Here is a 24,600-nt window from a genome sequence, read left to right as displayed (position 1 = left end):
ACGAAGTACTGCTGGAGTACTAACGCCCGGCGGTGCTCCGCAGCAGGGCGAGGTAGCGGCGGCCGAAGAGGTAGGCGTCTCCGGGCCAGCGGGCGGAGAGGTAGTGGCCGTCCTGGACGACGAACGCGTGGGTGTCGTCCAGGGCGGTGCCGCGCCGCGTCAGCGTGCGGGGACCTCGCGCGAACTGTGTGGCCGGGTCGGCGAGCGCCGCCCTGACCTCGTCCTCCACATAGGCGGGATAGGTGCGGTAGTAGCGGCCGAGGCGCCAGGCCGTGGTGAAGTAGGCGGTGCGCTCCATGTACTTGGGCAGGCAGGTGGTGCGCCGGCCGGCCAGGACGCTGCGGCCCGTTTGTGCGTCCTGGGCGCGGGCGAGCACGAGGACGCCGTGGCAGATTGCGCCGACCGGCCGCTCCAGCGCCCAGAAGCGGGCGATCCGCTCCCGCAACACCGCTGAGCCGAGGTACTGCCGCATGCCGGGCGCGTGGCCGCCGGGCAGCAGCAGTCCGTCGTACTCCTCGACGTCCACGTCCGCCCAGGAGACGGTGGCGCGGAACTCCGGCGCCTGGACGAGCTCCTGATAGAACCGCCGGGGTTCCGCCTCGGCGCCGAGTTGTCCGAAGAGCACGCCGGTCAGCAGCTTCGGATCCGCGGCGGGGCGGGTGGCCGCCCGCTCGGTCGCGAAGACGACCTCGTGCCCTGCTTCCGTCAGAATCCGCCAGGGTACGGCCACTTCGGTGACGTCGAAGTCGCGGTCGGGGACCGGAATCAGCACACGCATGCGCCCATCATGACAGGGCGGTCGTCCAGGGAAACCGACGCTGAACGCACCGGCGCGGGCGCGCGTATGAGAGGAGGGCTCTCGACCGGGGCCCTCGGCGGTGGTGACGCCGTGCCGTTCGGCTTCGGGAGCCCATGGATGAGGCACGCACGACGACGGATCGTCCGACGGGGGGCGCGACTCGCGGCCGTCGGCGGACTGCTCTGCGGAGGTCTGATGGTGACGCACGCGATGGCGAGCGAACCGTCCGACTCGTCGCGTGCCACAGGAGGTTCGGCGCAGGCCGCGGCCGGCATGGGCACCCAGTTGGTGTCGCGCCTGGGCACCGCACGCACGGCGGGCAGCTGGATCGCGTCCGACGGTCGTCCTGTCGTCGCCGTGACCGACGCGGCCGCGGCCGCCGAGGTGAAGGAGGCGGGGGCCCGCGCCAAGGTCGTCCGGCACAGCATGGCGGACCTCAAGTCCGCGACGGCGAGCCTGAGTTCGGCGCCGAGGGTGGCGGGCACCGCGTGGGCCGTGGACTACACGAAGAACGAGGTGGTGGTGCAGGCCGACAGCACGGTCTCCGCCGCCGACTGGTCGCGCATGACGAAACTCGCCGACGGCATCGGGGACTCCGTACGCATGCAGCGGACCCAGGGCACGTTCACCACGCGGCTGAACGGCGCGCAGCCGATCTTCTCGACCGGGGGACGCTGTTCGGCGGGCTTCAATGTGACCAACGGACAGAGCGAGTTCATCCTGACGGCCGGTCACTGCGGCCCGGCCGGGTCCGTCTGGTTCGCGGACAACCAGGGCACCCAGCAGGTCGGCCGGACGATCACCACGGCGTTTCCCGGCAACGACTTCTCGCTCGTGCAGTACGACAACGGCCGGCAGCCCACGACGGGCGCCGATGTCGTGGGCATCGGCGGCGGAAAGGGCGTACGGATCGTGGGCACCGCCGATCCGGCCGTGGGTCAGCGGGTCTTCCGCAGCGGGAGTACCAGTGGTCTGCACGACGGGAAAGTGACCGCGCTGAACGCGACGGTCAACTACCCCGAGGGCACGGTCACCGGGCTCATCGAGACCACCGTGTGCGCCGAACCCGGCGACAGCGGCGGCCCGCTGTTCTCCGAGGGCATCGCTCTCGGGGTGACCTCGGGGGGCAACGGGGACTGCGCCTCGGGCGGTACGACGTTCTTCCAGCCGGTCACCAAGGCGCTGACGGCGCTGGGCGTGCAGCTCGCGGGGCAGCCGGGGGCCTCCGCCGGAGCGGCGGGCCGGGCGTCCTCCCCCGCCCCGTCGGTCTCGGCGTCGCAGGGCGCGGCGGTCGCGCCGGGCTCCGCGGCACCGGGCGCCGTCGAACCGGTGGGGACGACCGGCGACGCCGAGACACTCGTGTCCCGGCTGACGGATCCCCGGAACCTCGGACCGGGCCTGCTGGTCATCGCGGGAAGTCTCATCGCGCTGGTGGCGACGCGCTACATCCGCACGGAACAGGACCGCAAGGCCTATCGACGGCAGTATTCGCAGAGTTGGGGCTGAGATCGGAGGGCGGCCGCCCCCGCGGAGATCAGCGGCACCCAGAGAGGAGGCCGGAAGCTGGGACCTGGACGGTCACGCCGCCTGTGTGGGCGACTGCGGAGAGGCTTCCGCCCACTCCAGGACGAGCCGCTGGTACTCCCGCCGCTCCTCCATGCTGAGCGTCCCGCCCGCCCGGAACCACAGGGCCCGGATCTCCTCGTTGACCTCGGCTGCGGAGCGCTCCGAGGCGGCTTCAGGAGTGGTGGACATGGTGTGAAGCATACGGGCCTTGGCGTGAAGACGATGTGAGTAAAGGTACACCGGACGACATTACGGACCGTGAAGCTCATCACTCACGCATCCGCCGCCCCCAGCACCAGGACCTGGATCGCCAACACCGCTGCTCCCCGCGCCCAGTCGTGGAAGTCGGACACCTTGGTCTCCAGGTTGACCGGCTCGGCCGGCGGATGGCGGTTCGCGCGGACGGTCTCCTCGACGAGCGGGCCCGCCACGTCGACGAGGCCGACGCCCTCTCCGGCGAGGAGGATCTTCTGCGGCATGGCGAAGTCGGCGATCTGCGCGACGAGGGTGCCGAGCGCGCGGACCGCCTCGTCGATGACCCGGAAGGCCATGGGGTGCCCTTCGGCGGCGCGGGCAAGGATCTCCTCGTACGTCATGTCGCGGCCGGTGGCGGCCCGGATCTGGTAGCGGATGCTGGGGATCGTCAGCAGGGAGACCGCGCTGCCGCGTTCGCCGTCGGGGCTGAGCGGGCCGTTGGGGTTCAGGATCCAGTGGCGGCCGAAGCCGCGGTCCTCCTCGGCACAGGGCACCCGCTCGCCGCCGAGGACGAGGCCGTAGCCGACGCCCGCGCCGGTGGTCAGGACGACGAAGCGGTCGAGTCCGCGTCCGGCGCCGAACCAGGTCTCGGCCTCCACGAGGGCGGCGACGTCGTTCTCGACCACCACGGGCAACCCCGTGCGCTCGTCGACGAGTTGGGCCAACGGGACGTCTCACCATCGCAGGAACGGGGACTCCCCCACCACGGCGCGGTCCTGGACCAGGCCGCCCACGCCGATGCCGATGCCGGCGAGCCGCGGGTGGGTGCGGGCCAGTTCGTCGGCCATCTCCGCGAGCAGGCCGGCGACTTCGTCGGGGTCGTGGCTGGTGAGCGGGCGATCGTGCCGGGCCACGATGTCGCTCCTGAGCATGGTGACGACGCCGTAGACCATGTAATCAGTGCTCCCGTAATTCAGTGGCCGGTAACCAGGGCCGACGGCTCAGCGTCACCAGCCACGGACCGACCACCCGTCATCAGCAGCCAGTCACCAGTGAAGGATGTCCCGCACATGACGTTCTCTCTCGGCATCGTCGGCGCCGGGCAGTTCTCCGGCCAGTTCGCGAAGCTGTTCCTCGCCCATCCCGGCGTGGGCGAGGTTCATGTCACCGATCTGCTCCCCGAGCGGGCCGCGGAACTGGCGGCCGCCGAAGGGCTGTCGGGCACGTTCCCCTCGTACGAGGCGATGCTGGAGTCGAAGGCGGTGGACGCCGTCGCGATCTTCACCCAGCGCTGGACCCACGGGCCGCTGGTGCTCCAGGGTCTCCGGGCCGGCAAGCACGTGTATTCGGCGGTGCCGATGGCGATCACCCAGGAGGAGATCGCGGCGATCATCGACGCCGTCCGGGCCACCGGACTGACGTACATGATGGGCGAGACCAGCCAGTACAACCCGGCGACGGTGCACGCCCGCGACCAGATCGCCGACGGTGCCTTCGGGCGCCTCTTCTACGCCGAGGGCGACTACGTCCACGACATGGACCTCGGGTTCTACGAGGCATACCAGTACAGCGGCGGCGAGAACTGGAAGGCGACCGCCAGCTATCCCCCGCTGCTGTACCCGACGCACTCGGTGGGCGGGGTGCTCGGGGCCTGGCAGACACACGCCGTGAGCGTGTCGGCGATCGGGGTGCGCGACGAGCGCGGGGACGGTGTGTTCGACAAGGAGATCAGCCAGTTCAACAACGACATCTCCAACGCGACCGCGCTGTTCGAGGTGGCGGGCGGGGGCTCGTTCCGTACGAACGAGTTCCGGCGAGTCGGCTACCCCTCGCACATCCGGGAGTCGCGTTTCCGGTTCTTCGGTACGGACGCCAGTATGGAGCAGCTCGCCACGGTGAGTTTCTGGCAGGACAAGAAGGGGGTGCGGGACATCACGGAGCTGCTGGAGCCCAAGCCGACGCTCGCGCCCGACGATCCGTCGCTCCAGCACATCGCGCCCGCGCTGCGGGCCGCCTTCACCTCCGGATCGGCGCCCGTGCACGACCGGGCGCGGCTCCCCCGGGAGTTCGACCACCTGCACAACGGCCACGAGGGCAGCCACCACTTCCTGGTGGACGACTTCGTGACCGCGGTCAACACCCGGACCCTTCCGTCGGTGAACGCGTGGGTCGCGGCCCGCTACACCCTGCCGGGCATCGTCGCGCACGAGTCGGCACGGCAGGGCGGGGTGCGGCTGGAGATCCCGGACTTCGGGGACGCGCCGGAGGCGTGACGTTTCGGCCCGTGCGTGAGCCGGGCTCCGTCAGGTGCCCGGCTTGCGGCCGTACACGAACACGTCGTCGCCGTTCTTCAGCAGCGACCAGTACTTCTTGGCGGTGGCCGTGGTCATGTTGACGCAGCCGTGCGAGCCGGGCGGGTTCCACATGCTGAGGCCGACCGAGTGGAAGGCCTGGCCGCCGTCGAAGAACTGGCTGTAGGGCATCGGCACGTTGTAGATGGTCGAGACGTGGTCGATGTCCCGCCAGTAGATCTTCTTCAGGCCGGTGCGGGTCTCGTAGCCGTCGCGCCCGGTGCGGACCGGGACCGGACCGTAGACGAGGGTGCTGCCGTCCTGGATCCAGCTGAGCTGGAGCGTCAGGTCGACGCAGGCGATGCGGCCCTTGTTGACGGGGCATTTGCCGTCTTTGTTGGGGTTGCTCCCTACGGCCTTCTGCTTGTTCATCAGGTCCATCACGCCCCAGGTGACGGATCCCGCGTACCCGATGTTCGGGGTGATGCCGTGCTTGGTCTGGAAGGCCTGGATCGCCTTGCAGTCGGCGGTGGACTGCCGGCCGTCGACCGGTCGGCCGAGGAACTTCTCCACCTGCTTCTGGTACGGACCGGTCTGCGTCGTGCAGCTCGCGGCCTGCGCGGGCGTCGTGCCCAGCGCCAGGGTGAGCGGCGCGACCAGCCCGGTGATCCCGAGCGCGACGGCACCTCGTCTGCGTATGTCCCCCATGGCGGGCCTTCCCTCTCGTCCTGTCTCCGTCTTTTTCTGCCTGCTAGACCCGCGTCGGGGGCTTCGCGTTGTAGGCCTGGCCGGGCTGCGACGAAACGGTGACATTCCTCGCCGCGGAGCCGGCCCGTAGGCAGCGCAGAGCCTTCCGATCAGTCCACTTTCCCTCGATTGGACCCCGATTTCGGTCCACCGCCCGCCTACGCTGCCGCCATGCACCCCACGCTCGCCGACGACCTCCGTCGGCTCCCGGAACTGCTGCAGTCCGCCCGCGACGTCGCCGCGCGGGAGGTGAGTGGTCTCGACGAGCGTCCCGTCGCCCATATCGAGGAGGCACCCTGCCCCGAGCCCCTTCCTGTCGAGGGATCGGGTGCCGAGGGTGCCCTGGCCCGGTTCACCGAGCGCTGGTCGCCGGGCTTCTCCGGCTCCGCGGGCCCGCGCTACCTCGGCTTCGTCACCGGTGGCGCGACGCCCGCCTCGCTCGCCGGGGACTGGCTGACCAGTGCGTACGACCAGAACGTGTCCGGCGGCGCCGGCTCGTCCGCCGCCGCCCTGGAGCGCGAGACGCTGGGGTGGCTGCGCGAGCTGTTCGGGCTGAGCGAGGCGCACGGCGGGGCATTTGTGAGCGGGGCCACCGTGTCCAACACGGTGGGGCTGGCCATCGCGCGGGAGTGGCTCGGGGAACGCCGGGGTGTGTCGGTTTCGCGGGAGGGCGCCGGGGCGCTCGGCCCGGTCGACGTGTTGTCCGGCAGCCCGCACTCCAGCGTCGCCAAGGCACTGTCCGTGCTCGGTGTCGGGCGGGACCGGCTGCGCCCGGTGCCGGTGCTGCCGGGGAACCGTGAGGCGGTCGACGTCGAGCGGCTCGCCGCCGCCCTCGACGCGCTCGACGGGCGCCCGGCCGTGGTGGTCGCGAACGCCGGGACCGTGAACACCGTCGACTTCGACGATCTGCGGGCCATCGCCGCGCTCAAGGAGCGGTACGACTTCTGGCTGCACGTGGACGCCGCGTTCGGCGGCTTCGCCGCGCTGTCCCCGGCGTACGCCCATCTCGTCGAGGGACTCGACGCGGCCGACTCCGTCTGCGTCGACCTGCACAAGTGGCTGAACGTCCCCTACGACGCGGCCGTCCAGTTCACGCGCCGCCAGGACCTCCAGGTCCGGGTCTTCCACAACGCGTCGGCCTACCTCGGCCTGCCCACCGGCGACCCCGACTTCCTGCATCTCACACCGGAGAACTCCCGGCGGCTTCGCGCGCTCCCGGCCTGGTTCTCGCTCATGGCGTACGGGCGGGCGGGGCATCGCGAGATCGTCGAGCGCAACGTCGCGCTCGCCCAGCGTCTCGGGGAGCGCATCGGGGAGGTTCCGCAGCTGCGGCTCCTGGCGCCGGTCCGGCTCAACGTCGTCTGCTTCACCCTCGCCGACGAGCCCGGCGAGGAGCGGGTGCGCGCGCTGGCCCATGCGGTCGCCGCCTCGGGTGAGGCCTTCCTGACGCCGACGTTCTACGGCGGGACGCACGCCTTGCGGGCGGCGTTCAGCAACTGGCGTACGACCGAGGCGGACGTGGACCGCGTGTCCGACGCCATCAGGCGTCACTGCGCGGACCCGCGCCCCTGACAGGGGCGCTGCCATGATCGTCCCGGGAACGGATACCGTGCGCCCATGTCCGCGTTCATACAACAACTCCCCGCGCTGATCGGCGTGGTGATCGGTGCCCTCGGCTCGTACCTGGCGATCGTGCGGGGCGATCAGGCCCGGTTCCGCCGGGAGCGGGCGGCCCGCTGGGAGGAGCGGCGGCTGTCCGTGTACGCCGACTACGCGCGGTCGCTGAAGAAGAGCGTCACTCTGACGTACCGGGTGGCTTCATACCTGGGCAACGACCCGCACCCGCACCCCTTGTCCCCGGAGGAGGCCGCCCCGTTGCTGGCCGAGGCCACCGTCGCGCGGGATCCGTCCGGGGAGGCGCTGATCCTGCTGGGCAGTCCGGAGGTGGTGGAGCAGGCGCGGACGTGGGTGGTCCTGGTGATGGAGATGGAGCAGTTCCTGCGCGAGGGGACACGTGACCCGGAGGCGTGGCAGGCCCTGCTGGAGCGGCAGCGCGCCGGGCGCGAGGGCTACTACGCGGCCGTGCGGGACGATTTGGCGCTGCCGCCGGGCCACTCCGCGCGCTGGCCACTGCCGCCGGTGCATCACACCTGAGTTCACCGGTACCCCGCCGTGTCGGCCGGCTTGCCCGCGTCCTGGACCTCGACCAGGTAGCGCCAGGCGTCCGGGCGGCTGCCGTCGCGGTCCGTGAAGCCGTACACCTGCGCGAGCTGCCCGCTGGAGAGCGAATCGCCGTTCCAGCGCGCGACGTCCGGGTCGGCGGCGAGGGCGGCGACGGCGCGGCCCACGTAGAACGGGGTCTCGGAGATACCGAAGTGCGGATTGCGCTCCAGGGCGTCGCGCCAGTTCTCCTCGGAGACGCCGTAGTTGTCGAGCATCATCTCCGAGCGCAGCCAGCCCGGGGTGAGCGCGAGCGCCGTGGCACCGCGCGGGCCCAGTTCCTGCCCCAGGGCGAACGCCATGCGCAGCACCGACGACTTGGCGAGGTCGTAGAAGAAGGAGACGCGGTAGGTGTCCCGGTTGTACGCGGCGGTGCCGTCGGTCATCTCGACGACCAGGCCGCCGGGCTTGCGCAACAGCAGGGGCAGCGCGTGATGGTTGGTGATCGCGTGCGTCTCGACGGCGAGGCGCAGCAGTCGCAGGCCGTTGTCGAGGTCGTGTTCCCAGACCGGGGTGTCCCACTCGAAGAGCTTTTCGCCGCCCCAGATGTCGTTGACCAGGACGTCGAGGCGGCCCTGTTCGTCCGCGACGCGGGTGACCAGGGCCTGGACCTCGGACGGGACGAGGTGGTCGGTGCGGACCGCGATGCCCCGGCCGCCCGCCGCCGTGACGAGGTCCGCGGTGTCCTCGACCGTCTCCGGGCGGTCGTACTCCGAACGCCGCTCGCGGGTGCTGCGCCCGGTGACGTAGACGGTGGCGCCGGCCGCGCCGAGCTCCACGGCGATCCCCCGGCCCGCTCCGCGCGTCGCTCCCGCGACCAGTGCGACCTTGCCTCGCAGCGTGCCTTCCAGCGGCCCTGACATGTCCGACCTCCGCGCTCGTGGAACCGGCGGTGCCTCCCCGTCGGTGGTGCTCCGAGCGTCTCCCGGAAGTCGGACATCTTCTGTCAGGTTTGGCCGAGCCGTTCGGCCGTGTCCCCACGCACCGGCACCACACTCGACAAACCCTTCGGACAGTGGCTGTCCAACCTCCGCCGCCCCGGCGCCCTGCAAGGGCGCCCTGCAAGGGCACCCGGCACGGGAAGCCGTGCTCGCAGCGATCGACCCGGACTGGAACCCGGCATGGCCGGCCGCCTGGCAACGCCACTACGCCGCCACACGAGAGCTGCTGCGCGACGAGGCCGGACTGGCCGAGCCCACCGAGGTCCTGCCCGGCGTCACCGCACGGCATGGACGTCGGCCCCCGGGCGGATAGTCGTGTCGCTGGCCTGAAGCCGCATGATCTTGAGCGCCTCCGCAGGCTCGCGGTCTTCCAGATCGAAGGAGTACCTGAGCGTGCCAGCGGCGAGAGACCCCGGACCTCCCGCCCGGGCTGTGGGCGCGGCGGAGTTGCGGCAGTGCGGACTCAATCCTCGGCCGCAACGCGCCGATCATCTCGTACGTCACCGGCTACAGCGAAGCCAACTCCCTTCAGCAGCACAGCCATTGGCGTGCCCACCAACTGGACCCGAACCTCCCGGACCGCCCAAGGACACCCTCGCCCAGGCTGCCGGCAGAGCAGGCTCAAGGGCCGCACGGGACAGTTCTGCTGCATCGACGAATCCAGTCCTGGTCCACCAAGGGGAGCGCCGCCGACTGGTACGCGGCGCCGGCCCGGATGGCGTCGTTCGTGGCGGACCAAGGCTGGGAGGTGGCCGCTGGATCACACACTCACTTGAGGTACCCGAGGATCGTCATCATGCCGCTCTCCGAGTGGTACTGGTTGTGGCAATGCAACATCCACAGGCCGGGGTTGTCGGCGTCGAAGTCGACGACCAGCTTGCGGTGGGGAAGCACCAGGGAGGTGTCCTTGAGCGCGCCGACGGCGTCGATGCCGGTGAGGGCGAAGGTATGTCCGTGCAGGTGGATGGGGTGCCACATGTCGGTGGCGTTGATGAGGGTGAGCCGTACCCGTTCACCGGCGCGGACCGGGTGGCGCTTGCGAGGATCGTAGGGTTGGTGGTCGAAGCCCCAGTCGTACTTCTTCATGCTGCCGGTGATCCTGATGCGCAGCTCGCGGTCGGGTTCGCGGTCCTTCAGCGCCACGGACTCGTCCGGTACGAGGCGGTGCGCGGGCACGACCTCCCCGTCCAGTTCGTCCGGGCGGACGTCCTGCCCGGGAATGGTTCTCCCCTTGTCGGTGCGCAGCACGGCGAGAGCCTTGCCCGGCTTCCCCTCGGCGAGTGCGACGAGGGGGAAGACGCCGTCCTTGGCGGTGACCAGGACGTCGTACCGCTCGGCCATGCCGACGAGGAGGGCGTCGGTCTCCGTGTGCTCCACGGGGTAGCCGTCGGTATGGGTGACGGTCATGGTGTGGTCGCCCAGCGCCACCCGGAAGGCGGTCTCGGAGCCCGCGTTGATGATGCGCAGCCGGACGCGGTCGCCAGGGCGGCACCGGAACACCGATGGACTGATCGGCAGGCGGCCGTTGACGAGGTAGTACGGGTAGGCCACGCTGCCCCCTTCGCCGTCGAGCATGCGGCTGTGGGACCCGCGCAGCACCCGGGAGGGGCCGGCCGGCACTGTGCCGGGTTCGGAACCCATGGCCATGCCTCCGCCCCCCATGGAGGTGCCCGTGCCGGGCTGGAGCTGGTCGAGCACGCCTTCCGGGGTGGAGCCGTCCACGCCGTCGAGCCAGTCGTCCAGGACGACGACCCATTCCTGGTCGTAGGCGAGGGGTTCCCTGGGGTCGTCGACGATCAGCGGGGCGTACAGCGCGCGGTCGGGCTGGAGTCCCACATGGGAGTGGAGGAGATACGTGCCCGGGTAGGAGACGGCGAAGCTGTAGGTGAAGTCGGCCCCCGGGCGGATGGCGTTCTGCGTCACGCCGGGGGCGCCGTCCATGTCGCAGCGCAGCCGCACCCCGTGCGAGTGGAGTGTGGTGGCGACCGGCAGGCGGTTGGCGAGGGTGAGGCTCAGTACGTCACCGGCGGTGACGCGCACCAGCGGACCGGGCAGCGTCTCGTCGTAGGCCCAGCTCCGCACGGTCCGCCCGCCCAGGTCCAGCGTGGACTCGGCGGCGGTGAACCCGACCCTGCGCACCGGGCCGGAACCGCGTCTCCGCTCGGCGGCAAGGACCTCCGGACCCGACGGGTCGACATACTCCCCGGGTTCCCCGAGCTCTGGCGAGGCGAAGCCGGCCTCGCTGAGCGCGGTCCCCTCGGGGCCCTGGTGGGGACGGAGAACGAGGTCGGGACGGGCAGCCAGGAGTCCGGCGCCGGCGGCAGCGAGCGGGGCACGGAGGAAGGTACGCCGCGAAGGTGTATGCATGGCTGTAATGAGACACTTTTTGCGGTGATTTGGTGGAGAATACGACAGTGCGTGTCGGCGATGTCGGCTTCCGGTGCCGGAGTCGCCGGATGGTGTCTCAGGCCGCGTCGTGGAACACCGGCCCCAGTGTTCGCGGCCGCCTGGACCGTACGCTGCTCACTCCGTGCCGCCTCACGCCCGCCGACCGGCCACGACCTGTGCGCCCGGGTGGTCCCTCGACTGGGCGCGCGGGCGCTGCTCCACCAGGAGGGACCCGCCGTCGGTGCAGTCGGTGCCGTACGCGTCCAGGGCGATCACCACCTGCAGCGGGAAGACCAGTACGCCCAACACGCCCCGGTGCAAGGCCTTCCAGGCGGGCCGCCCAGTCCCGGGCCGGCCGAGCATGGTGCGGAACAGGTCCGGCTTGTCGTTGAGAGCGTCGACCCCAGCACCATCCTCGAGAAAGGCATCACCGGCTGAGAGCGACGACGGCGGTGAGCCGGGGTCCGGTACCCAGCCTCGGCACCGTCCCGGGCAGCCACAGCCCGCGAGCGGAGCCGTCAGTTCTGCACACTGCCGGGCTCTGGCCTTCTCCTTGAGGGGGCCGGAGTCCGCCGACCTGGGCCGGTAACGTTCACCCGCTATCCCGACCCCGTCGCGGCGTACACGGACACCGCCTGGCAGCGGAACAGTGACGGCAACACCCGGCATCCGCAGCGGGAGCGGGCCACCGCCGTCGCGGACGTCACCTGCAAGCGCCGCCACCATACGTCCGAGCTCTGGCACGCCGTACGGGCGCAGAAGCAGCCGGCGGACATCACACGGCATCGCGACCGCTACACCGCCGGCCTGCAGGCGCTGCGGACGTACCGGGCCACCATCGCCGAGGTGCTGCGGAAGCTCGGCTAGCGCGGGCATGCCCGGCTACGTCGATGCTTGCTGCACTCTTGTCCCAGGCCTGGCTCCGCGAAGCCGGCGGGCTTGGCTTCCTGACGCGGGACACTGGGTATGGCGTCGTGAGTCGTACGGGAGGGGCCGTGGTGCAGGAGATGGGACCGGGGCGGACGCTCGCTGGGCGCTACCGGATCAGGAACCGGGTGGGATCCGGCGGACTCGGGTCCGTGTGGACGGCGTACGACGAGGCCCTGCGAGTGGAGGTGACGGTCGAGGCGGTGGGGGCGGCGGGCCCGGAGAGGATGGCACGGGTAGCACGGACTCTTCGCGGGGCCGCGCGGCTGCCGGACCATCCGAACGTCATCCCCCTATACGACATCGTGGAGACGGACGGCGTGCTGTGGACCGTCATGCCGCTCGTCTCGGGCCCGTCCCTCGCCGACCACCTGGCTGAGCATGGCCGGATGTCCGGCGAGCGGGTGCGGGAGGTCGCGGACCCAGTGCTAGGCGCACTGGAGGCGATGCACAGGGCCGGGCTCGTCCACGGGGATGTGCGGCCCGCCAACGTCCGCTTCGACGGGGGCCGTTGGGTCCTGCTTCCCGGAATCGGCGCCCTGGCGCGGGCAACCGAGCTCGAGACCACCCGGGACGACGAAGGGTGGATCTCCGAGGCGAACTACATCGCCCCCGAGCGCCTGCACGGCGCTCCCCGGGAGCCGAGCAGTGACCTCTTCTCCCTGGGGGCGACGCTCTACCACCTCGTCGCGGGGCACGCGCCATTCCACCGAGACAGCCCCATGGCGACATTGTCGGCCGTGGCCTTGGAGGAGCCACCGCCCCTGGGGGGTATCGGTGAGCTCGGGCGGCTCATCGAGGGGCTGCTGGAGAAGGACCCCGAGAGGCGGCTGACGGTGGCCGAGGCGCAGCGGATGCTCTACGGGGCCACAGGGGAGGCGCACGCGGAGCCTGCGGCTAGAACGGCGGGTCCGGCCCCCGTCGCGATGCGCCGGTTGTCGGCCAACCACGCTGTCGGAGCAGCCAGTTGGGGACTCCTATCGGCGGTCCTCGTGGTGGCGCTGACCTTGGCTGGGGCCCACCTCACAACGGCCGACGTCTCGGACACCTTCGCGACCCTACTGCCCTGGGCGCTATTCGCCCTCGGACTCTGCGTCCTCGCCGTACAAGCGCGCGCGGCCCTCACGCGGCGGCGCAACCACGAGCGGGTGCCCGTGTGGCGATGGTACGTCGGGTCGCTCGCGCCGCCCGCGCCGTGGACCGAAGAGGAGCGGGACCGGCGCCGAGCCGCCGCCGAACGGGCGGTGGACGAGGCGCTGTTGACGGTCGACCGACGACTCGCGGCAGCGTCGCCGGGCAAGGGTGGGGGCAGGGGGACGACCGATGTCTGACCAGGAGACGCCGCCCGCCGGGATGCCCGCCTGGACGGTGCCGTCCTTCCCCGAGGCCGACGAGGCGCGAAAGTGGCAGGAGATCGACCCTCAACACCTCGCGTGGCGGCGCGACCTCGTCGAGCGCCAGCTGCGCCGGGAGCGCCTCGACCAGTGGGTGGGCTACGGGTTCCGGCTGCTTGAGCACGTGATCGTGGTGGGGTTCGGCGTGGCCTTCGTCTGGCTCGGGTTCCACGCCGTGGACCACAAGGTGTCGATGCAGGTCGTACCCATGATCGGCGGCGGGATCGCCGGGCTTGCGGGCGCCGTGCTCGCGGTGCGGAACGGGAGGGGGTGATGGCTCGAGCCCTGGGGCTCAACGGGCGCCGTGACTACATACCCGGTGTGGTGCCGGCCTGCTTGACCTGGACGGCACCCCTGTCCTGCTGGACCTTGCCGATCCGCTGCCCGAAGGCGTCACCGGCACCGGTGACGTAGACGGTGGCGCCGGCCGCGCCGAGCTCCACGGCGATCCCCCGGCCCGCTCCGCGCGTCGCTCCCGCGACCAGTGCGACCATGCCTCGCAGCGTGCCTTCCAGCGGCCCTGACATGTCCGACCTCCGCGCTCGTGGAACCGGCGGTGCCTCCCCGTCGGTGGTGCTCCGAGCGTCTCCCGGAAGTCGGACATCTTCTGTCAGGTTTGGCCGAGCCGTTCGGCCGTGTCCTCAGGCGCCGGTGTCAGTGGCCGCGCGCGATCCACTCCTCCAAGTGCGGAGCCTCGGCCCCGATGGTGGTCGACTCTCCATGCCCCGTACGGACGACCGTGTCGGCCGGAAGGCCGAGCAGCCGCTCGCGGATCGACTCGACGATCGTCGGGAAGTGGGAGTAGGAGCGCCCGGTGGCTCCCGGGCCGCCCTTGAAGAGCGTGTCACCCGTGAACACCGTCCCCAGGCCTCGGTCGTACAGGCAGACCGCGCCCGGCGCGTGCCCCGGGGTGTGCAGGACGGTCAGGTCGGCGCCGGCCGCCTCGATCACCTGGCCGTCCTGGAGCCAGGCGTCGGGGAGGCGGTCGGGATGGGTCAGCTTCCACAGCGGCAGGTCGTCGGGGTGGAGCCAGATGGTGGCGCCGGTGCGCTCGGCGAGGGCGGGGGCGGCGTCGATGTGATCGTTGTGGGCGTGGGTGCACACGATCGCCAGGAGCCGGCGGTCGCCGACCGCCTCGGCGATGGCGTCGGCGTCGTGGGCGGCGTCGATGACGACGGCCTCGTGGTCGTCGCCGACGATCCAGACGTTGTTGTCGACGTCCCAGGTGCCGCCGTCGAGCGAGAAGGTGCCCGAGGTGACGAGGTGTTCGATGCGCGCGGTCATCACAGCACCACCACCGAACGCAGCACGTCGCCGTGGTGCATCCGCTCGAAGGCCGGCTCGATCTCGTCCAGGGCGATCGTCTCGGACACGAACGCGTCCAGGTCGAGCCGTCCCTGAAGGTGAAGGTCGATGAGCATCGGGAAGTCGCGGGAGGGCAGGCAGTCGCCGTACCAGGACGACTTGAGGGCGCCGCCGCGTCCGAAGACGTCGATCAGCGGCAGTTCGAGCTTCATGTCCGGGGTGGGGACGCCGACGAGCACGACCGTGCCGGCGAGGTCGCGGGCGTAGAAGGCCTGCTGGTACGTCTCGGGACGGCCCACCGCCTCGATCACGACGTCGGCGCCGAAGCCGCCCGTCAGCTCGCGGACGGCCTCGACGGGATCCGTCTCGCGGGAGTTGACGGTGTGCGTCGCGCCGAGCTTCTCGGCGGTCGTCAGCTTCCGGTCGTCGATGTCCACGGCGATGATCTTCGCGGCGCCCGCGAGCCGGGACCCGGCGATCGCCGCGTCACCGACGCCTCCGCAGCCGATGACCGCGACCGAGTCGCCCCGCCCGACGTTCCCGGTGTTGATGGCGGCCCCGATCCCGGCCATCACGCCGCAGCCGAGCAGCCCGGCCACCGCCGGGGAGACGGCCGGGTCGACTTTGGTGCACTGTCCGGCGGCGACCAGCGTCTTCTCGGCGAAGGCGCCGATGCCGAGGGCCGGGGACAGCTCGGTGCCGTCCGTGAGCGTCATCTTCTGCCGGGCGTTGTGCGTGTTGAAGCAGTACCAGGGGCGCCCGCGCAGACAGGCCCGGCACTGTCCGCACACCGCACGCCAGTTGAGGATGACGAAGTCGCCGGGCGCGACCTCCGAGACGCCCTCGCCGACCGACTCCACGATCCCGGAGGCCTCGTGGCCGAGCAGGAACGGGAAGTCGTCGTTGATGCCGCCCTGTTTGTAGTGCAGGTCGGTGTGACAGACCCCGCAGGCCTGGATCTTCACCACGGCCTCGCCCGGCCCCGGATCCGGCACGACGATGGTCTCCACGCGCACCGGCTCGTTCTTGCCCGGTGCGATCACGCCCCGTACTTCCTGCGCCATGTGATGAGCCCTTCCGTAGGTCGACGTTCCGTCAACCGACCCTACGGTGTGACCGACCGGTAGAAGGCGAGGTGGCGCTCGGCGGCCGCGCTCCAGGTGTGCCGCGCGGCCGGCTTCCGGCCGACCGCCGCGCGCACCGGGTCGTACGTGGTGAGGGCGCGGCCGCATGCGACGGCGAGGGCCCGGGAGGCGACCGCGTACCGCCGACGACGTCGCCCGTGCGGTCCTGCGGGTTTCTCCGTCCCGGTCCATGAATCCGTCCGGATCGGGTCCCACGTACGGGTAACCGGGCAGCCCGCGCTGCCGGTTGGGGGGCCCAGGCAGAAGGAGTCCCAGCGCCGTTCCACCACTCGTGGCCGACTCGGTTCGTCTCGATCACCACGTGTTCGACACCGCGCTCGCGCAGGCAGTGGCTGACGGAAAATCCCGCGCCGGAGTCGTCACCCCGGGCCGGCATCTCCCGTGGCGTCGGCCGGCGGGTCCGCTCCGCCGAGCAGGGCGACCGCCAGGGGCGCGAGTTCGGGATCGGCCAGGACCACGGGGGCCAGGAGGGCAGGGGTCCGCTGGTGGGCGGCGAGCATCCGGATGAGGTGCTGGCGGCCGCGCGCCGGATCGATGGCCGTTCCCGCGCTCGCCAGGGCGCTGAGCGCTCTGTCCTCGCCCGCGCCTCCCGCGCGGGAAGCGAGGCTGGAGAACGCCTCTTCCAGCGTGGCGGCCGCCTCCCGCGGGGCTCCGTCCCGGGCGAAGGCCTCCGCGCGAGCGGCCAGCGCCGGCACACGGTGGTCGGGGCTCGCCGACTCCAGGAGGCGCAGCGCCTCGTCGGCGCGCGACATCTGCCCCATCCGGGCCGCCGCGACGGCGATGTCGGACCATCCGCGGCTCAGGGCGTAGCGCGCGGCGTCCCCCCATCCCGAGACGGCGCGCAGCGCCAGACCGAGCAGGTGAGCGGCGCGGTCACTCTGTCCCCGGGCGGCGGCGATCTCCGCCACCGCGACCAGGGCGCGGGCCCGGTCCGGGGGCATGGAGACGGCCAGCGCTCTGCGTTCCGCCGCGTCGAGGTCCCCGCCCATCGCCAGGGACGTCGGCGCGCCCGTCTTCTCCTTGAAGAGATCGGGCGGGCGGATCAGGCCCGCGAAGTGCGCGGCCCACGCCTCTTCGCCGGCCCGCACCGCCAGGGACGCCGCGGTCGCCGCGGGATCCCGCTCCAGGCCGCGGCGGGTTCGGCCGCCCGAGCGCCCGAAGGCCTCTCGCGCAAGGGGCAGCAGTCGCGCGGCCATCGCGAAGTGTCCCGCCTCGGCGGCACCGATCGTGGCATCCTCCAGCGCGAAGAAGCGGTGGGAATCGTCGCTGCAGCGCACGACGAGGTCCTCGACGAGACGGATGTCTCCGGCCCGTGCCGCTCCCGCCGCGAGATGCGCCACCACACGGTCCGCGAGATCGGTCTCGTCCCCGGCGAGGGCGAGCATCGGCCCCGCCTGATCCAGCCGACCGCTCCGGGCGACCGCCTCGGACAGGGACAGCCTCTCCCAGAAGTGCCGACCCGTGGTCCTGGGCATGCCACGCATGATCCGCTCGGACCAGGCCGGATTCCCGCACCGCGCCACGGTGACGGCGAAGTCCTCGCGAGTGTCGTACTGATGGCGCGGACGGTCGAGCGACGCGGCCACCTTCCCGGCCCGTTCCAGGAGTTCGCGCGTCCGCTCCTCGTCGCCGACCTGATGGGCCGCCTCGGCGCAGCCGCTCAGCGCGGTCAGCCGGTCGTCACGGCCGGAGATCTCGTCCAAGGAGACGTCGGCCCGGGGGTGGTCCCGGAGCAGTTCGTGGACGCGGGAGAGGCTGATGTGCTGCTGGGCCCGGCTCGCTCGGTGGTCCAGCAGTGATATGGCCTCCGCCGCTTCCCGCGCCAGTCGACGGGCACGGTCCTCGTCGGCGGCGCGGACGGCGGCTTCGGCGAGCTCGCAGAGGGCCCGCAGCCGCTCGGTGCGGGGGACGTGCCGAAGGGACCGCTCGGCCAGGTTCAACAGCCGCCCGCTGTCGTCCGTGTGACCCAAGTGCGCGGCCGCGCGGGCACACTCCGCGTGGACGCGCACCCGGTGGACCGGGCTCCTGGCGGGCGGGAGGGAGCGCAGGGCTTCCTGGACGCCCCGGACCGCCACCGAGCTGAAGGCGATACGGCGAAGGCAGTCGTCCCGGTCCGGCGCGCGGGACGCGAGGTCTTCCGCCTCGCCGACGAGGTCGACGGCGTGTCCGCGCTCGCCGATCGCGGCGTAGGCCTCGGCGATCCGCGCGAGCGCCGCGGCCTTGAGACCGGCCGCGTCGTGCTCTCGTCTGCCGGGCAGGGAGTGTTCGGCCTCACGGAGCACTTGCCGTCCCCATGTCTCCGCGCCGAGGCCGAACGCCGTACGCCCGAGAGCCGCGAGGTGCCCGGCGTTCCACACGCTCATGGCCGACCTGTGCCGGGCCGCTGCCAGCGCCCGCCCGGCCAGCTGGTGGAAGCGCTCGGTGTCACCCTCCCGTGCCGCGATCCCGGCCAGGCCCGTGTACGCCTCAACGGACTTGTAGATGACGGAGGCCAGGTGTTCCGCCCGCGCCCACTGCCCCTGCTCGGCCCAGGCGATCGCGATCGGAGCCGGGAATCCGAAGCTCGGGTCCGACGGCACCTCGATCAGACGGTAGCGGCGCATCGCCAGGGCACACGCGGCGCGCAGGGCACCGGTGTCCATCGCGGCCAGCGCGTTCAGCACATCGGTGATCTCCTGCGTCGCGACTCCATCGTGGCCACCGCGGCGTTGCAACAACGCCAGCCGGTCCGGGGACGGCAGGGCCGCGAGCCGCGTGGGATCGGCGGCCGAGGCCAGCACCATGGGGTAGTGGACGACGAGATAGTCCGGGGTGTCGTCCGGCCATTTCCGGTGCGCGTACTCGTCCGCCCACGCGTGCAGAGCCGCACGGTGGCGCGCCACGACGGCCCGGCCGACTTCGTCGACGGTGGTGCGGCGCAGCTCGTCGTGAGCGAACCCGAAGCGCTCGGCCGGCCCGTCGGCGATGGAGAACAGCACCCGGGCCGGCACGCCCCGGATGACGGTCTTCAGGTCGTACGGGTCGAGCGTGCCGCCTTGCGCCTCCATGACCGCGCCCAGGTCGTCCACGGTCATCGGGCCGCCCACCGCGAGCGCGCCGAGTACCCACCGGACGTCGCGGTCGGGCAGCAGGCCGGTGAGTTCGTCCGTGGCCCGGTCGCGCAGCTGGTCGGCGAAGCGCGTCGGAGACAGTGTCGTGCGGGGCCAGCGTCGCCGGTCCCGCAGCGGATGCGACCGGGGCACCGCGGCCGGGATCGGTGGCATCGCGCGGCTGAGGACCAGGACATGGCTGTGGGTGCCGGTCCTGGCGGGCAGCAGGGCGGCGATGGGGGGTGCCTCGTCGTTCTCGTCCAGTCCGTCGACGAGCAGCAGCAGATGCCGGCCGCGGACCGCGGCCCGTTCACCGGCGCGCTCCCAGAGGCTGTCCAGTGCGCCCTGCCCGGAGAACATCTGGTGCGGTTCGTCGAGCAGTGCGGCGAGCTGGTCGCACACCTCCTGCTGGAACTGCCGTGTCTGTTCGCCGAAGCTGCGCGAGACGAAGAACGACACCACGTCGACGTCGTCCGGCGGGTGGGCGGCGAAGTGCGCCGCCAGAGCGGTCTTGCCGGACCAGGGCGGCCCGACCGTCCACCGGTACGGGTCGCCGGAGCGGGCGAACGCCGCAAGGTCCGCGCACTCCGCCTCTCTGTCCCGCAACTCCCCTATCTGTTCGGCGAGTTGGCGAACCCGGTCGGTGTAGGCGGCGGTGCGCCGCACGGGCCGTAGCACCGTCGGTGCGCCGTCGTCCGCCAGCAAGGACCAGAAGCCGTCGTCTTCGGCCAGGGCGGCGAGTGGCACGGCGTGCAGCACGGGGGCCTCTGTCTCGGCGGTCACGACCACGCCGATCAGGGCGCCTTCCGCGAAGACGGCGCCGCCGGACACGCCGCGCCAGCGGTAACCGGTGGTGTGGGGCCTGGCGCGGGGCCGGAGTTCGAGGCGGCGGGTCTTGACCGAGGAGTGGGTCGGGAGTTCGGCGATGACCTGGTAGCTGTCACGGATCTCACCGCCGGCGGGGTTCGGCACGCCCGCGAAGGACGGGAAGCCCGTCACGGTGACCGTCACCGTGCGCGCGGGGTCGGCGTGCAGCAGGCCCAGGCGCGGTGGACCCGAGACGCTGGGGGCGGGGCCGTCGGTCAGGCGGAGCAGGGCCAGGTCGGTCGTGGGCGCCGCGGCTCGCCAGACGACGTCGGCGGGGAGGGCGACGGGCTTGCCGGCGAGGCGTACCGACACACGGCTGCCCGCGGGGGCGTCGTCCACCAGGTGCCGGGCCGTGAGCACCAGCCGCGCACCCAGCAGGTACCCCGAGCCGAATCCGTACCCTCCGCCGTGCGAGGCGACGAGGATCTCCGCAACGCGTTCCAGGACCGGTTGCCACGCGGGTGGGCTCACGGTGAGGGCTCACCTTCTCCCCTACTGCGGCGGTTCGGCGAGCCGGTCGCCGACCTTCACCGGACCGGCCGTGCCCTCCGGGGTGAGGGACAGGGTGATCCGCTGCCGCGACTCGTGGGTCTGCCGGCCTGAGCCGCCGGCGCCCACCACCCAGAACTTGACCTCGCCGGTGGCTCCGGCCTCCCGCGTCGTGGCGATCTCCAGCTCCAGTTCGACCGGGCCGACCACGAAATGGAGGTCCTGGCCGGAGGCACTGTCCTGCGCCCTGCGCAGTTCCGTCCGCAGTGCCCCGATCCATTCGGCGAGTCCCACGGTGGGGGAGACATCCGTCATCGGCGACCTTCTCGGGTTCCGGGAACGGCATCCACTGAAATGCCGGTGAGATCACCATAGTTCGCTCAGCTCACCGGCGTCGCCGACGTAGCCTGAATGCCCCGCGCCGAACTCCCGCAAGGAGCACCGTGAGCCTCACCGATGCCGAGCCCGACGTACCCACCTGGCGCCTGCTGCTCGGGTACGTACGTCCGCATCGACGGGCGCTGTTCGCGGGCGCGTTGCTGGCGCTCGCGACCGGGGCCACCGGTCTGGTGCTGCCGCTGGTGGCGCGCGGGCTCATCGACGACCTGTCGCACGACCGGCCGATCGGGCGGGCGCTGCTCGGCATGGCGGCGCTGGTGGTCACCAACGCGGCCGTGGGGGCGCTGGGTTCGTATGTGCTGCGGCGCACCGCCGAGTCGGTGGTGCTGGGCGCGCGGCGCGCCCTGTCGTCGTATCTGCTGCGGCTGCGGATACCGGCCGTGGACCGCAGCGAGCCGGGCGACCTGATGGCCCGGGTCACCTCCGACACGACGCTGCTGCGCGAGGTCACCACCGATTCCCTCGTCGGCTTCGGCACCGGTGGTCTCACCCTGGTCGCGACCGTGGTGATGATGGGGCTGGTGGACTGGGTGCTGCTGGGCGTCACCCTGGGGGTGATTCTCTGCGCCGGCACGGTGCTCGGCCTGATCGTGCCCCGCATCAACCGGGCGAGCAAGCAGGCGCAGGACGCCGTCGGCGTGATGGGGGCCGCGCTGGAGCGGATCCTCGGCGCGCTGCGCACCGTCAAGGCGTCCGGCGCCGAGCACCGCGAGGAGCAGACCATCCACGCGGCGGCCGAGGAGTCGTGGCGGCAGAGCGTGCGGGCCGCCAAGTGGACGGCGGCGGCGGGCAACACGGCCGGTCTGTCGATGCAGATCGCCTTCATCACGGTTCTCGCGGTCGGCGGCGCGCGGGTCGCGACCGGCGCGATCGACGTGGGCACGCTGGTCGCCTTCCTCCTCTACGTGTTCTATCTGATGTCACCGATCCAGCAGGTGGTGGGCGCCATCACGCAGTACCAGACCGGCGCCGCCGCGCTCACCCGGATCCAGGAGGCGCTGCGGCTGCCCGCCGAGCCCGCCGCCCTGCCCGCGCCGTTGCCGACGCGGGGTGCCGAGCCGGCCGCGCTCGCCTTCGACGACGTCCGCTTCCGGTACGCCGACGATCTGCCGTACGTCCACCACGGGGTGACCTTCGCCGTCCCGGCCCGCGGCATGACCGCGTTCGTCGGCCCCTCCGGCGCGGGCAAGACCACCGTGTTCTCGCTCATCGAGCGGTTCTACGATCCCGAGGCGGGCCTCATCACGCTGGACGGCCGTGAGCTGGCGGACTGGGACCTGCCCCGACTCCGCTCGGCCATCGGCTATGTGGAGCAGGACGCGCCCGTCCTGTCGGGCTCCCTGCGCGACAATCTGGTGCTGGGCAACCCGGAGGCGGACGATGCCGACCTCACCCGCGTGCTGAAGACGACCCGGCTCGACGGGCTGGTCGCCCGGCTGCCGCGCGGCCTGGACACACTGGTCGGCCACCGAGGCACCAAGCTGTCCGGCGGCGAACGCCAGCGCGTCGCGATCGCCCGGGCCCTGCTCCGCCGCCCCCGGCTGCTGCTCCTCGACGAGGCCACCTCACAGCTCGACGCCGTCAACGAAGCGGCGTTGCGCGACACGGTCGCCGATGTGGCCCGTACGACCACCGTCCTCGTGGTCGCGCACCGGCTGTCCACGGTCACGATGGCGGACCGGATCGTCGTCATGGACGCGGGCCGGATCCGCGCCGTCGGCACGCACCGCGAACTCGTCGCCACGGACCCGCTGTACGCCGAGCTGGCGGCCACGCAGTTCCTCGCCACCGCCGGGTAGACACGCGTCGAGATCTGCGGACGGCTACAGGTGCCGGTGGAAGAAGCCGAGCACGGTCTCCCAGGTCGGATCGCACGGCCGCACCCCGGTCTCCTTGCCCTCGTTCGAGGAGACCGTGACCGCGTCCCGCTTCACGGCGGGATCGGTCAGGAAGGCCTCCCACGGACCGTGGTCGGCGTGCGGCAGGGTGATCAACTCGACGTCGGCACCCGCCGTCGCGAGCGCGTCGTAGAGCAGTTCGCCCTGGCCGTACGGGACGATCCGGTCGCCCTTTCCGTGCAGCACCAGGCAGGGCGGGGCGCTCTGGCCGGCGTACGTCAACGGGCTGGCCCGGCGCGCGAGTTCGGGCCGCTCCTGGAGGGGGCCGCCGAGCAGGCGGGACTCCGCGGACTCGGGGTCGTCGTGGCCGTAGGGGCTGCCGGGGAAGCGGGTGAACTCCTGGAGTGTGCCGGGGAGCATCTGCGCGTCCATGCTCAGCAGGTCGGTCGGCGGGCAGAAGGCCACGGCGGCACGGACGCCGTCCACGGTGAGCGCGCCGAGCGCCGCGGCCCAGCCGCCCGAGGACTCGCCGAACATCCCGACGCGCTCCGGGTCGAGGCCGTACCCGGCGGCGTTCGTCCGGAGGTGGCGGATCGCTTCTTCGATGTCGCGCAGCTGGCCGGGGAAGACGGTCTGCGCGCTGGAGCGGATGGCGAGCCCGGCCACGGCGAAGCCGCGCGGATTCAGTCGCCGGGCGACCACATCGGCGTCGTCGCGCCCGGTGTCGGCGAGCCAGCCCGAGCCCCGGCTCCAGATCACCAGCGGCCAGGGCCCGGCACCGTCCGGGACGTAGAGGTCGAGCAGCCGGCCCGCCAGCCCCTCCCAGTAGGCGATGTCCTTGAATTCCTTGGCCATGGATCAGCTCTCCTTCTATCGTGATGTTCTCTTTCCGCCAGGACGACCGGTCGTCCGCGTGGCGACCATCCCAAACTAGGCGGGAAGCGAAGCCCCACCCGGATACGCAGGCGACTGGTGATGGTCAGAAACCGACATGCGGCCGGAGACGTCATTCCCGAGGTCGCGTTCGCCGCCCCGGTCGGCACTCCGGCGGGCCTGGAAGTGATCTCGCTGGCCGACGTGCGCGCGAGGGCCCGCGCCCGCGGCGCCGACCTCGCCGCGCCGCAGCGCCCCGGCTTCCACCACGTCCTCACGCTCACCGCCGGCCGGCTGCGGCAGACCGTGGACTTCACTGCGTACGTCCTCGAGCCGGGCGCCTGGCTGTGGGCGCGGCCCGGCCAGGTGCTGCAGTGGGGCGATCTCGGGGAGGCCGAGGGCATCCTGATCGTCTTCGAGCGGGACTTCCCCGATCCTGCCACCGTCGGCGCGGCCCGGGTGGACGATCCGGACGCGCCCGTGCTGCGGACGCCGGCCGCCGACGACGCCGAGGCGCTGCGCCTCGCGGCCGCGCACCTGGAGCGCGAGTTCCGGGTCCCGGGGCGGCTGCCGGCCGACGCGCACATCGCCGTACTGCGCCACCTCCTGGATGTCCTGATCCTGCGCGTGGCCCACCTGGAGGACCCCGGCGGCCCCGTCTCCGAGCCGGGCGAGACCTTCCTGCGCTTCCGCGCCGCGGTCGAGCGGGACTTCGCCCGCACCCGCCGCGTGGACGACTACGCGGCCGCTCTGGGCTACTCCACCCGTACGCTGTCGCGCGCCGCCCTCGGCGCTGCGGGCGTCGGCGCCAAGGAGTTCATCGACCGCCGGGTCGTCCTGGAGGCCAAGCGGCTGCTGGCGCACACCGACCTCACCGCCGCTCGTATCGCGGACCGGCTGGGTTTTTCCAGCGCCACGAACTTCGCCAAGTACTTCCACCAGCGCGCCGGACAGGCCCCGATCGCCTTCCGCGACACCGTTCGGGGAAGGCCGACGGCGCCCCCGGCGGTCGGATCCGGACCGTCGGCCCTCTGACACTCGCCGCATCGAGTGAATGCCGCTTCACATGACGAACCGGCCTCCGGCCTGCGGTCCGGCGCGGGACAGACGGCGGGCCCCGGCGGAAC

19 protein-coding genes and 3 pseudogenes are annotated in these 24,600 nt (G+C 72.0%); 9 read left to right on the top strand and 13 right to left on the bottom strand.

Going from position 1 to position 24,600, the window contains the following annotated elements; translation table 11 throughout:
* Positions 1 to 19: 19 nt before the first annotated feature.
* Positions 20 to 778: a type 1 glutamine amidotransferase domain-containing protein gene (locus ACFVXA_RS07335; protein ID WP_390024131.1), complete on the bottom strand. Its 759-nt coding sequence runs from the start codon at positions 776 to 778 to the stop codon at positions 20 to 22.
* 138 nt (positions 779 to 916) lie between these two features.
* On the opposite strand from ACFVXA_RS07335, the gene ACFVXA_RS07330 reads away from it, so the two are divergent.
* Positions 917 to 2,305 carry a S1 family peptidase gene (locus ACFVXA_RS07330; RefSeq protein ID WP_383746604.1) on the top strand — a complete coding sequence of 463 codons (1,389 nt, stop codon included), beginning with the start codon at positions 917 to 919 and terminating at the stop codon, positions 2,303 to 2,305.
* Positions 2,306 to 2,377: 72 nt separating this feature from the next.
* Here the strand turns inward: ACFVXA_RS07330 and ACFVXA_RS07325 are convergent, their stop codons facing one another.
* Complete coding sequence (locus tag ACFVXA_RS07325; RefSeq protein ID WP_362021542.1) at positions 2,378 to 2,566, bottom strand: hypothetical protein; 189 nt, start codon at positions 2,564 to 2,566, stop codon at positions 2,378 to 2,380.
* Between the two features lie 71 nt (positions 2,567 to 2,637).
* A pseudogene (locus ACFVXA_RS07320) lies at positions 2,638 to 3,522 on the bottom strand (ROK family protein); the annotation flags it as partial.
* Positions 3,523 to 3,630: 108 nt separating this feature from the next.
* Between ACFVXA_RS07320 and ACFVXA_RS07315 the strand changes: the two are divergent.
* Positions 3,631 to 4,833, top strand: a complete 1,203-nt coding sequence (locus tag ACFVXA_RS07315) for a Gfo/Idh/MocA family protein (RefSeq protein ID WP_383910378.1) — start codon at positions 3,631 to 3,633, stop codon at positions 4,831 to 4,833.
* A 30-nt stretch (positions 4,834 to 4,863) separates the two neighbouring features.
* On the opposite strand, the gene ACFVXA_RS07310 is transcribed toward ACFVXA_RS07315, so the two are convergent.
* Complete coding sequence (locus tag ACFVXA_RS07310; protein ID WP_383746602.1) at positions 4,864 to 5,559, bottom strand: L,D-transpeptidase family protein; 696 nt, start codon at positions 5,557 to 5,559, stop codon at positions 4,864 to 4,866.
* Positions 5,560 to 5,769: 210 nt separating this feature from the next.
* Here ACFVXA_RS07310 and ACFVXA_RS07305 point away from each other — a divergent pair, with 210 nt between their 5' ends.
* On the top strand, positions 5,770 to 7,170 hold the full coding sequence (locus tag ACFVXA_RS07305) for a pyridoxal phosphate-dependent decarboxylase family protein (protein WP_390024129.1): 1,401 nt from the start codon (positions 5,770 to 5,772) through the stop codon (positions 7,168 to 7,170).
* A gap of 45 nt (positions 7,171 to 7,215) precedes the next feature.
* Positions 7,216 to 7,752: a hypothetical protein gene (locus tag ACFVXA_RS07300; protein ID WP_362021553.1), complete on the top strand. Its 537-nt coding sequence runs from the start codon at positions 7,216 to 7,218 to the stop codon at positions 7,750 to 7,752.
* 2 nt (positions 7,753 to 7,754) lie between these two features.
* Here the strand turns inward: ACFVXA_RS07300 and ACFVXA_RS07295 are convergent, their stop codons facing one another.
* Positions 7,755 to 8,681, bottom strand: coding sequence for an SDR family oxidoreductase (locus ACFVXA_RS07295; protein ID WP_384025078.1), 927 nt, complete (start codon positions 8,679 to 8,681; stop codon positions 7,755 to 7,757).
* 223 nt (positions 8,682 to 8,904) lie between these two features.
* On the opposite strand from ACFVXA_RS07295, the gene ACFVXA_RS07290 reads away from it, so the two are divergent.
* Positions 8,905 to 9,072 (top strand): hypothetical protein, encoded by a 168-nt coding sequence (locus tag ACFVXA_RS07290; protein WP_390024127.1) that lies wholly within the window; start codon positions 8,905 to 8,907, stop codon positions 9,070 to 9,072.
* A gap of 455 nt (positions 9,073 to 9,527) precedes the next feature.
* Here the strand turns inward: ACFVXA_RS07290 and ACFVXA_RS07285 are convergent, their stop codons facing one another.
* Together ACFVXA_RS07285 and ACFVXA_RS07280 are read right to left on the bottom strand one after the other, a co-directional pair.
* Positions 9,528 to 11,126 carry a multicopper oxidase family protein gene (locus tag ACFVXA_RS07285; RefSeq protein WP_389466268.1) on the bottom strand — a complete coding sequence of 533 codons (1,599 nt, stop codon included), beginning with the start codon at positions 11,124 to 11,126 and terminating at the stop codon, positions 9,528 to 9,530.
* A gap of 97 nt (positions 11,127 to 11,223) precedes the next feature.
* Positions 11,224 to 11,489: pseudogene (locus ACFVXA_RS07280) on the bottom strand (2OG-Fe(II) oxygenase); the annotation flags it as partial.
* 653 nt (positions 11,490 to 12,142) lie between these two features.
* Here ACFVXA_RS07280 and ACFVXA_RS07275 point away from each other — a divergent pair.
* Together ACFVXA_RS07275 and ACFVXA_RS07270 are read left to right on the top strand one after the other, a co-directional pair.
* Entirely contained in the window at positions 12,143 to 13,405 is a 1,263-nt protein-coding gene (locus tag ACFVXA_RS07275; RefSeq protein ID WP_390024125.1) for a serine/threonine-protein kinase, read from the top strand.
* Positions 13,398 to 13,742, top strand: coding sequence for a hypothetical protein (locus ACFVXA_RS07270; protein ID WP_362021570.1), 345 nt, complete (start codon positions 13,398 to 13,400; stop codon positions 13,740 to 13,742). The genes ACFVXA_RS07275 and ACFVXA_RS07270 overlap by 8 nt, the downstream gene beginning before the upstream one ends.
* A gap of 127 nt (positions 13,743 to 13,869) precedes the next feature.
* Here the strand turns inward: ACFVXA_RS07270 and ACFVXA_RS07265 are convergent.
* The 5 genes and pseudogenes from ACFVXA_RS07265 to ACFVXA_RS07245 all read right to left on the bottom strand — a co-directional run.
* Positions 13,870 to 13,995 (bottom strand): annotated as a pseudogene (locus ACFVXA_RS07265) (short-chain dehydrogenase); the annotation flags it as partial.
* A gap of 127 nt (positions 13,996 to 14,122) precedes the next feature.
* Entirely contained in the window at positions 14,123 to 14,752 is a 630-nt protein-coding gene (locus tag ACFVXA_RS07260; protein WP_362021573.1) for an MBL fold metallo-hydrolase, read from the bottom strand.
* Positions 14,752 to 15,837 (bottom strand): S-(hydroxymethyl)mycothiol dehydrogenase, encoded by a 1,086-nt coding sequence (locus ACFVXA_RS07255; RefSeq protein ID WP_383746595.1) that lies wholly within the window; start codon positions 15,835 to 15,837, stop codon positions 14,752 to 14,754. The genes ACFVXA_RS07260 and ACFVXA_RS07255 overlap by 1 nt, the downstream gene beginning before the upstream one ends.
* A 440-nt stretch (positions 15,838 to 16,277) precedes the next feature.
* Positions 16,278 to 20,345 (bottom strand): trypsin-like peptidase domain-containing protein, encoded by a 4,068-nt coding sequence (locus tag ACFVXA_RS07250; protein WP_390024123.1) that lies wholly within the window; start codon positions 20,343 to 20,345, stop codon positions 16,278 to 16,280.
* A 21-nt stretch (positions 20,346 to 20,366) separates the two neighbouring features.
* Positions 20,367 to 20,678, bottom strand: a complete 312-nt coding sequence (locus ACFVXA_RS07245) for a trypco2 family protein (RefSeq protein WP_362021581.1) — start codon at positions 20,676 to 20,678, stop codon at positions 20,367 to 20,369.
* A 128-nt stretch (positions 20,679 to 20,806) separates the two neighbouring features.
* On the opposite strand from ACFVXA_RS07245, the gene ACFVXA_RS07240 reads away from it, so the two are divergent.
* Positions 20,807 to 22,561 carry an ABC transporter ATP-binding protein gene (locus ACFVXA_RS07240; protein WP_389749269.1) on the top strand — a complete coding sequence of 585 codons (1,755 nt, stop codon included), beginning with the start codon at positions 20,807 to 20,809 and terminating at the stop codon, positions 22,559 to 22,561.
* 24 nt (positions 22,562 to 22,585) lie between these two features.
* Here the strand turns inward: ACFVXA_RS07240 and ACFVXA_RS07235 are convergent, their stop codons facing one another.
* Positions 22,586 to 23,455: a prolyl oligopeptidase family serine peptidase gene (locus tag ACFVXA_RS07235; RefSeq protein WP_390024121.1), complete on the bottom strand. Its 870-nt coding sequence runs from the start codon at positions 23,453 to 23,455 to the stop codon at positions 22,586 to 22,588.
* 120 nt (positions 23,456 to 23,575) lie between these two features.
* On the opposite strand from ACFVXA_RS07235, the gene ACFVXA_RS07230 reads away from it, so the two are divergent.
* Complete coding sequence (locus tag ACFVXA_RS07230; RefSeq protein WP_383746592.1) at positions 23,576 to 24,508, top strand: helix-turn-helix domain-containing protein; 933 nt, start codon at positions 23,576 to 23,578, stop codon at positions 24,506 to 24,508.
* The last annotated feature ends 92 nt before the right edge of the window (positions 24,509 to 24,600 follow it).

This window comes from Streptomyces sp. NPDC058246 (assembly GCF_042881985.1).
In the GTDB taxonomy this organism is placed as follows: domain Bacteria; phylum Actinomycetota; class Actinomycetes; order Streptomycetales; family Streptomycetaceae; genus Streptomyces.
Note: the sequence above shows the minus strand (reverse complement) of the source record. Positions and strands in the feature narration are given on the sequence as shown.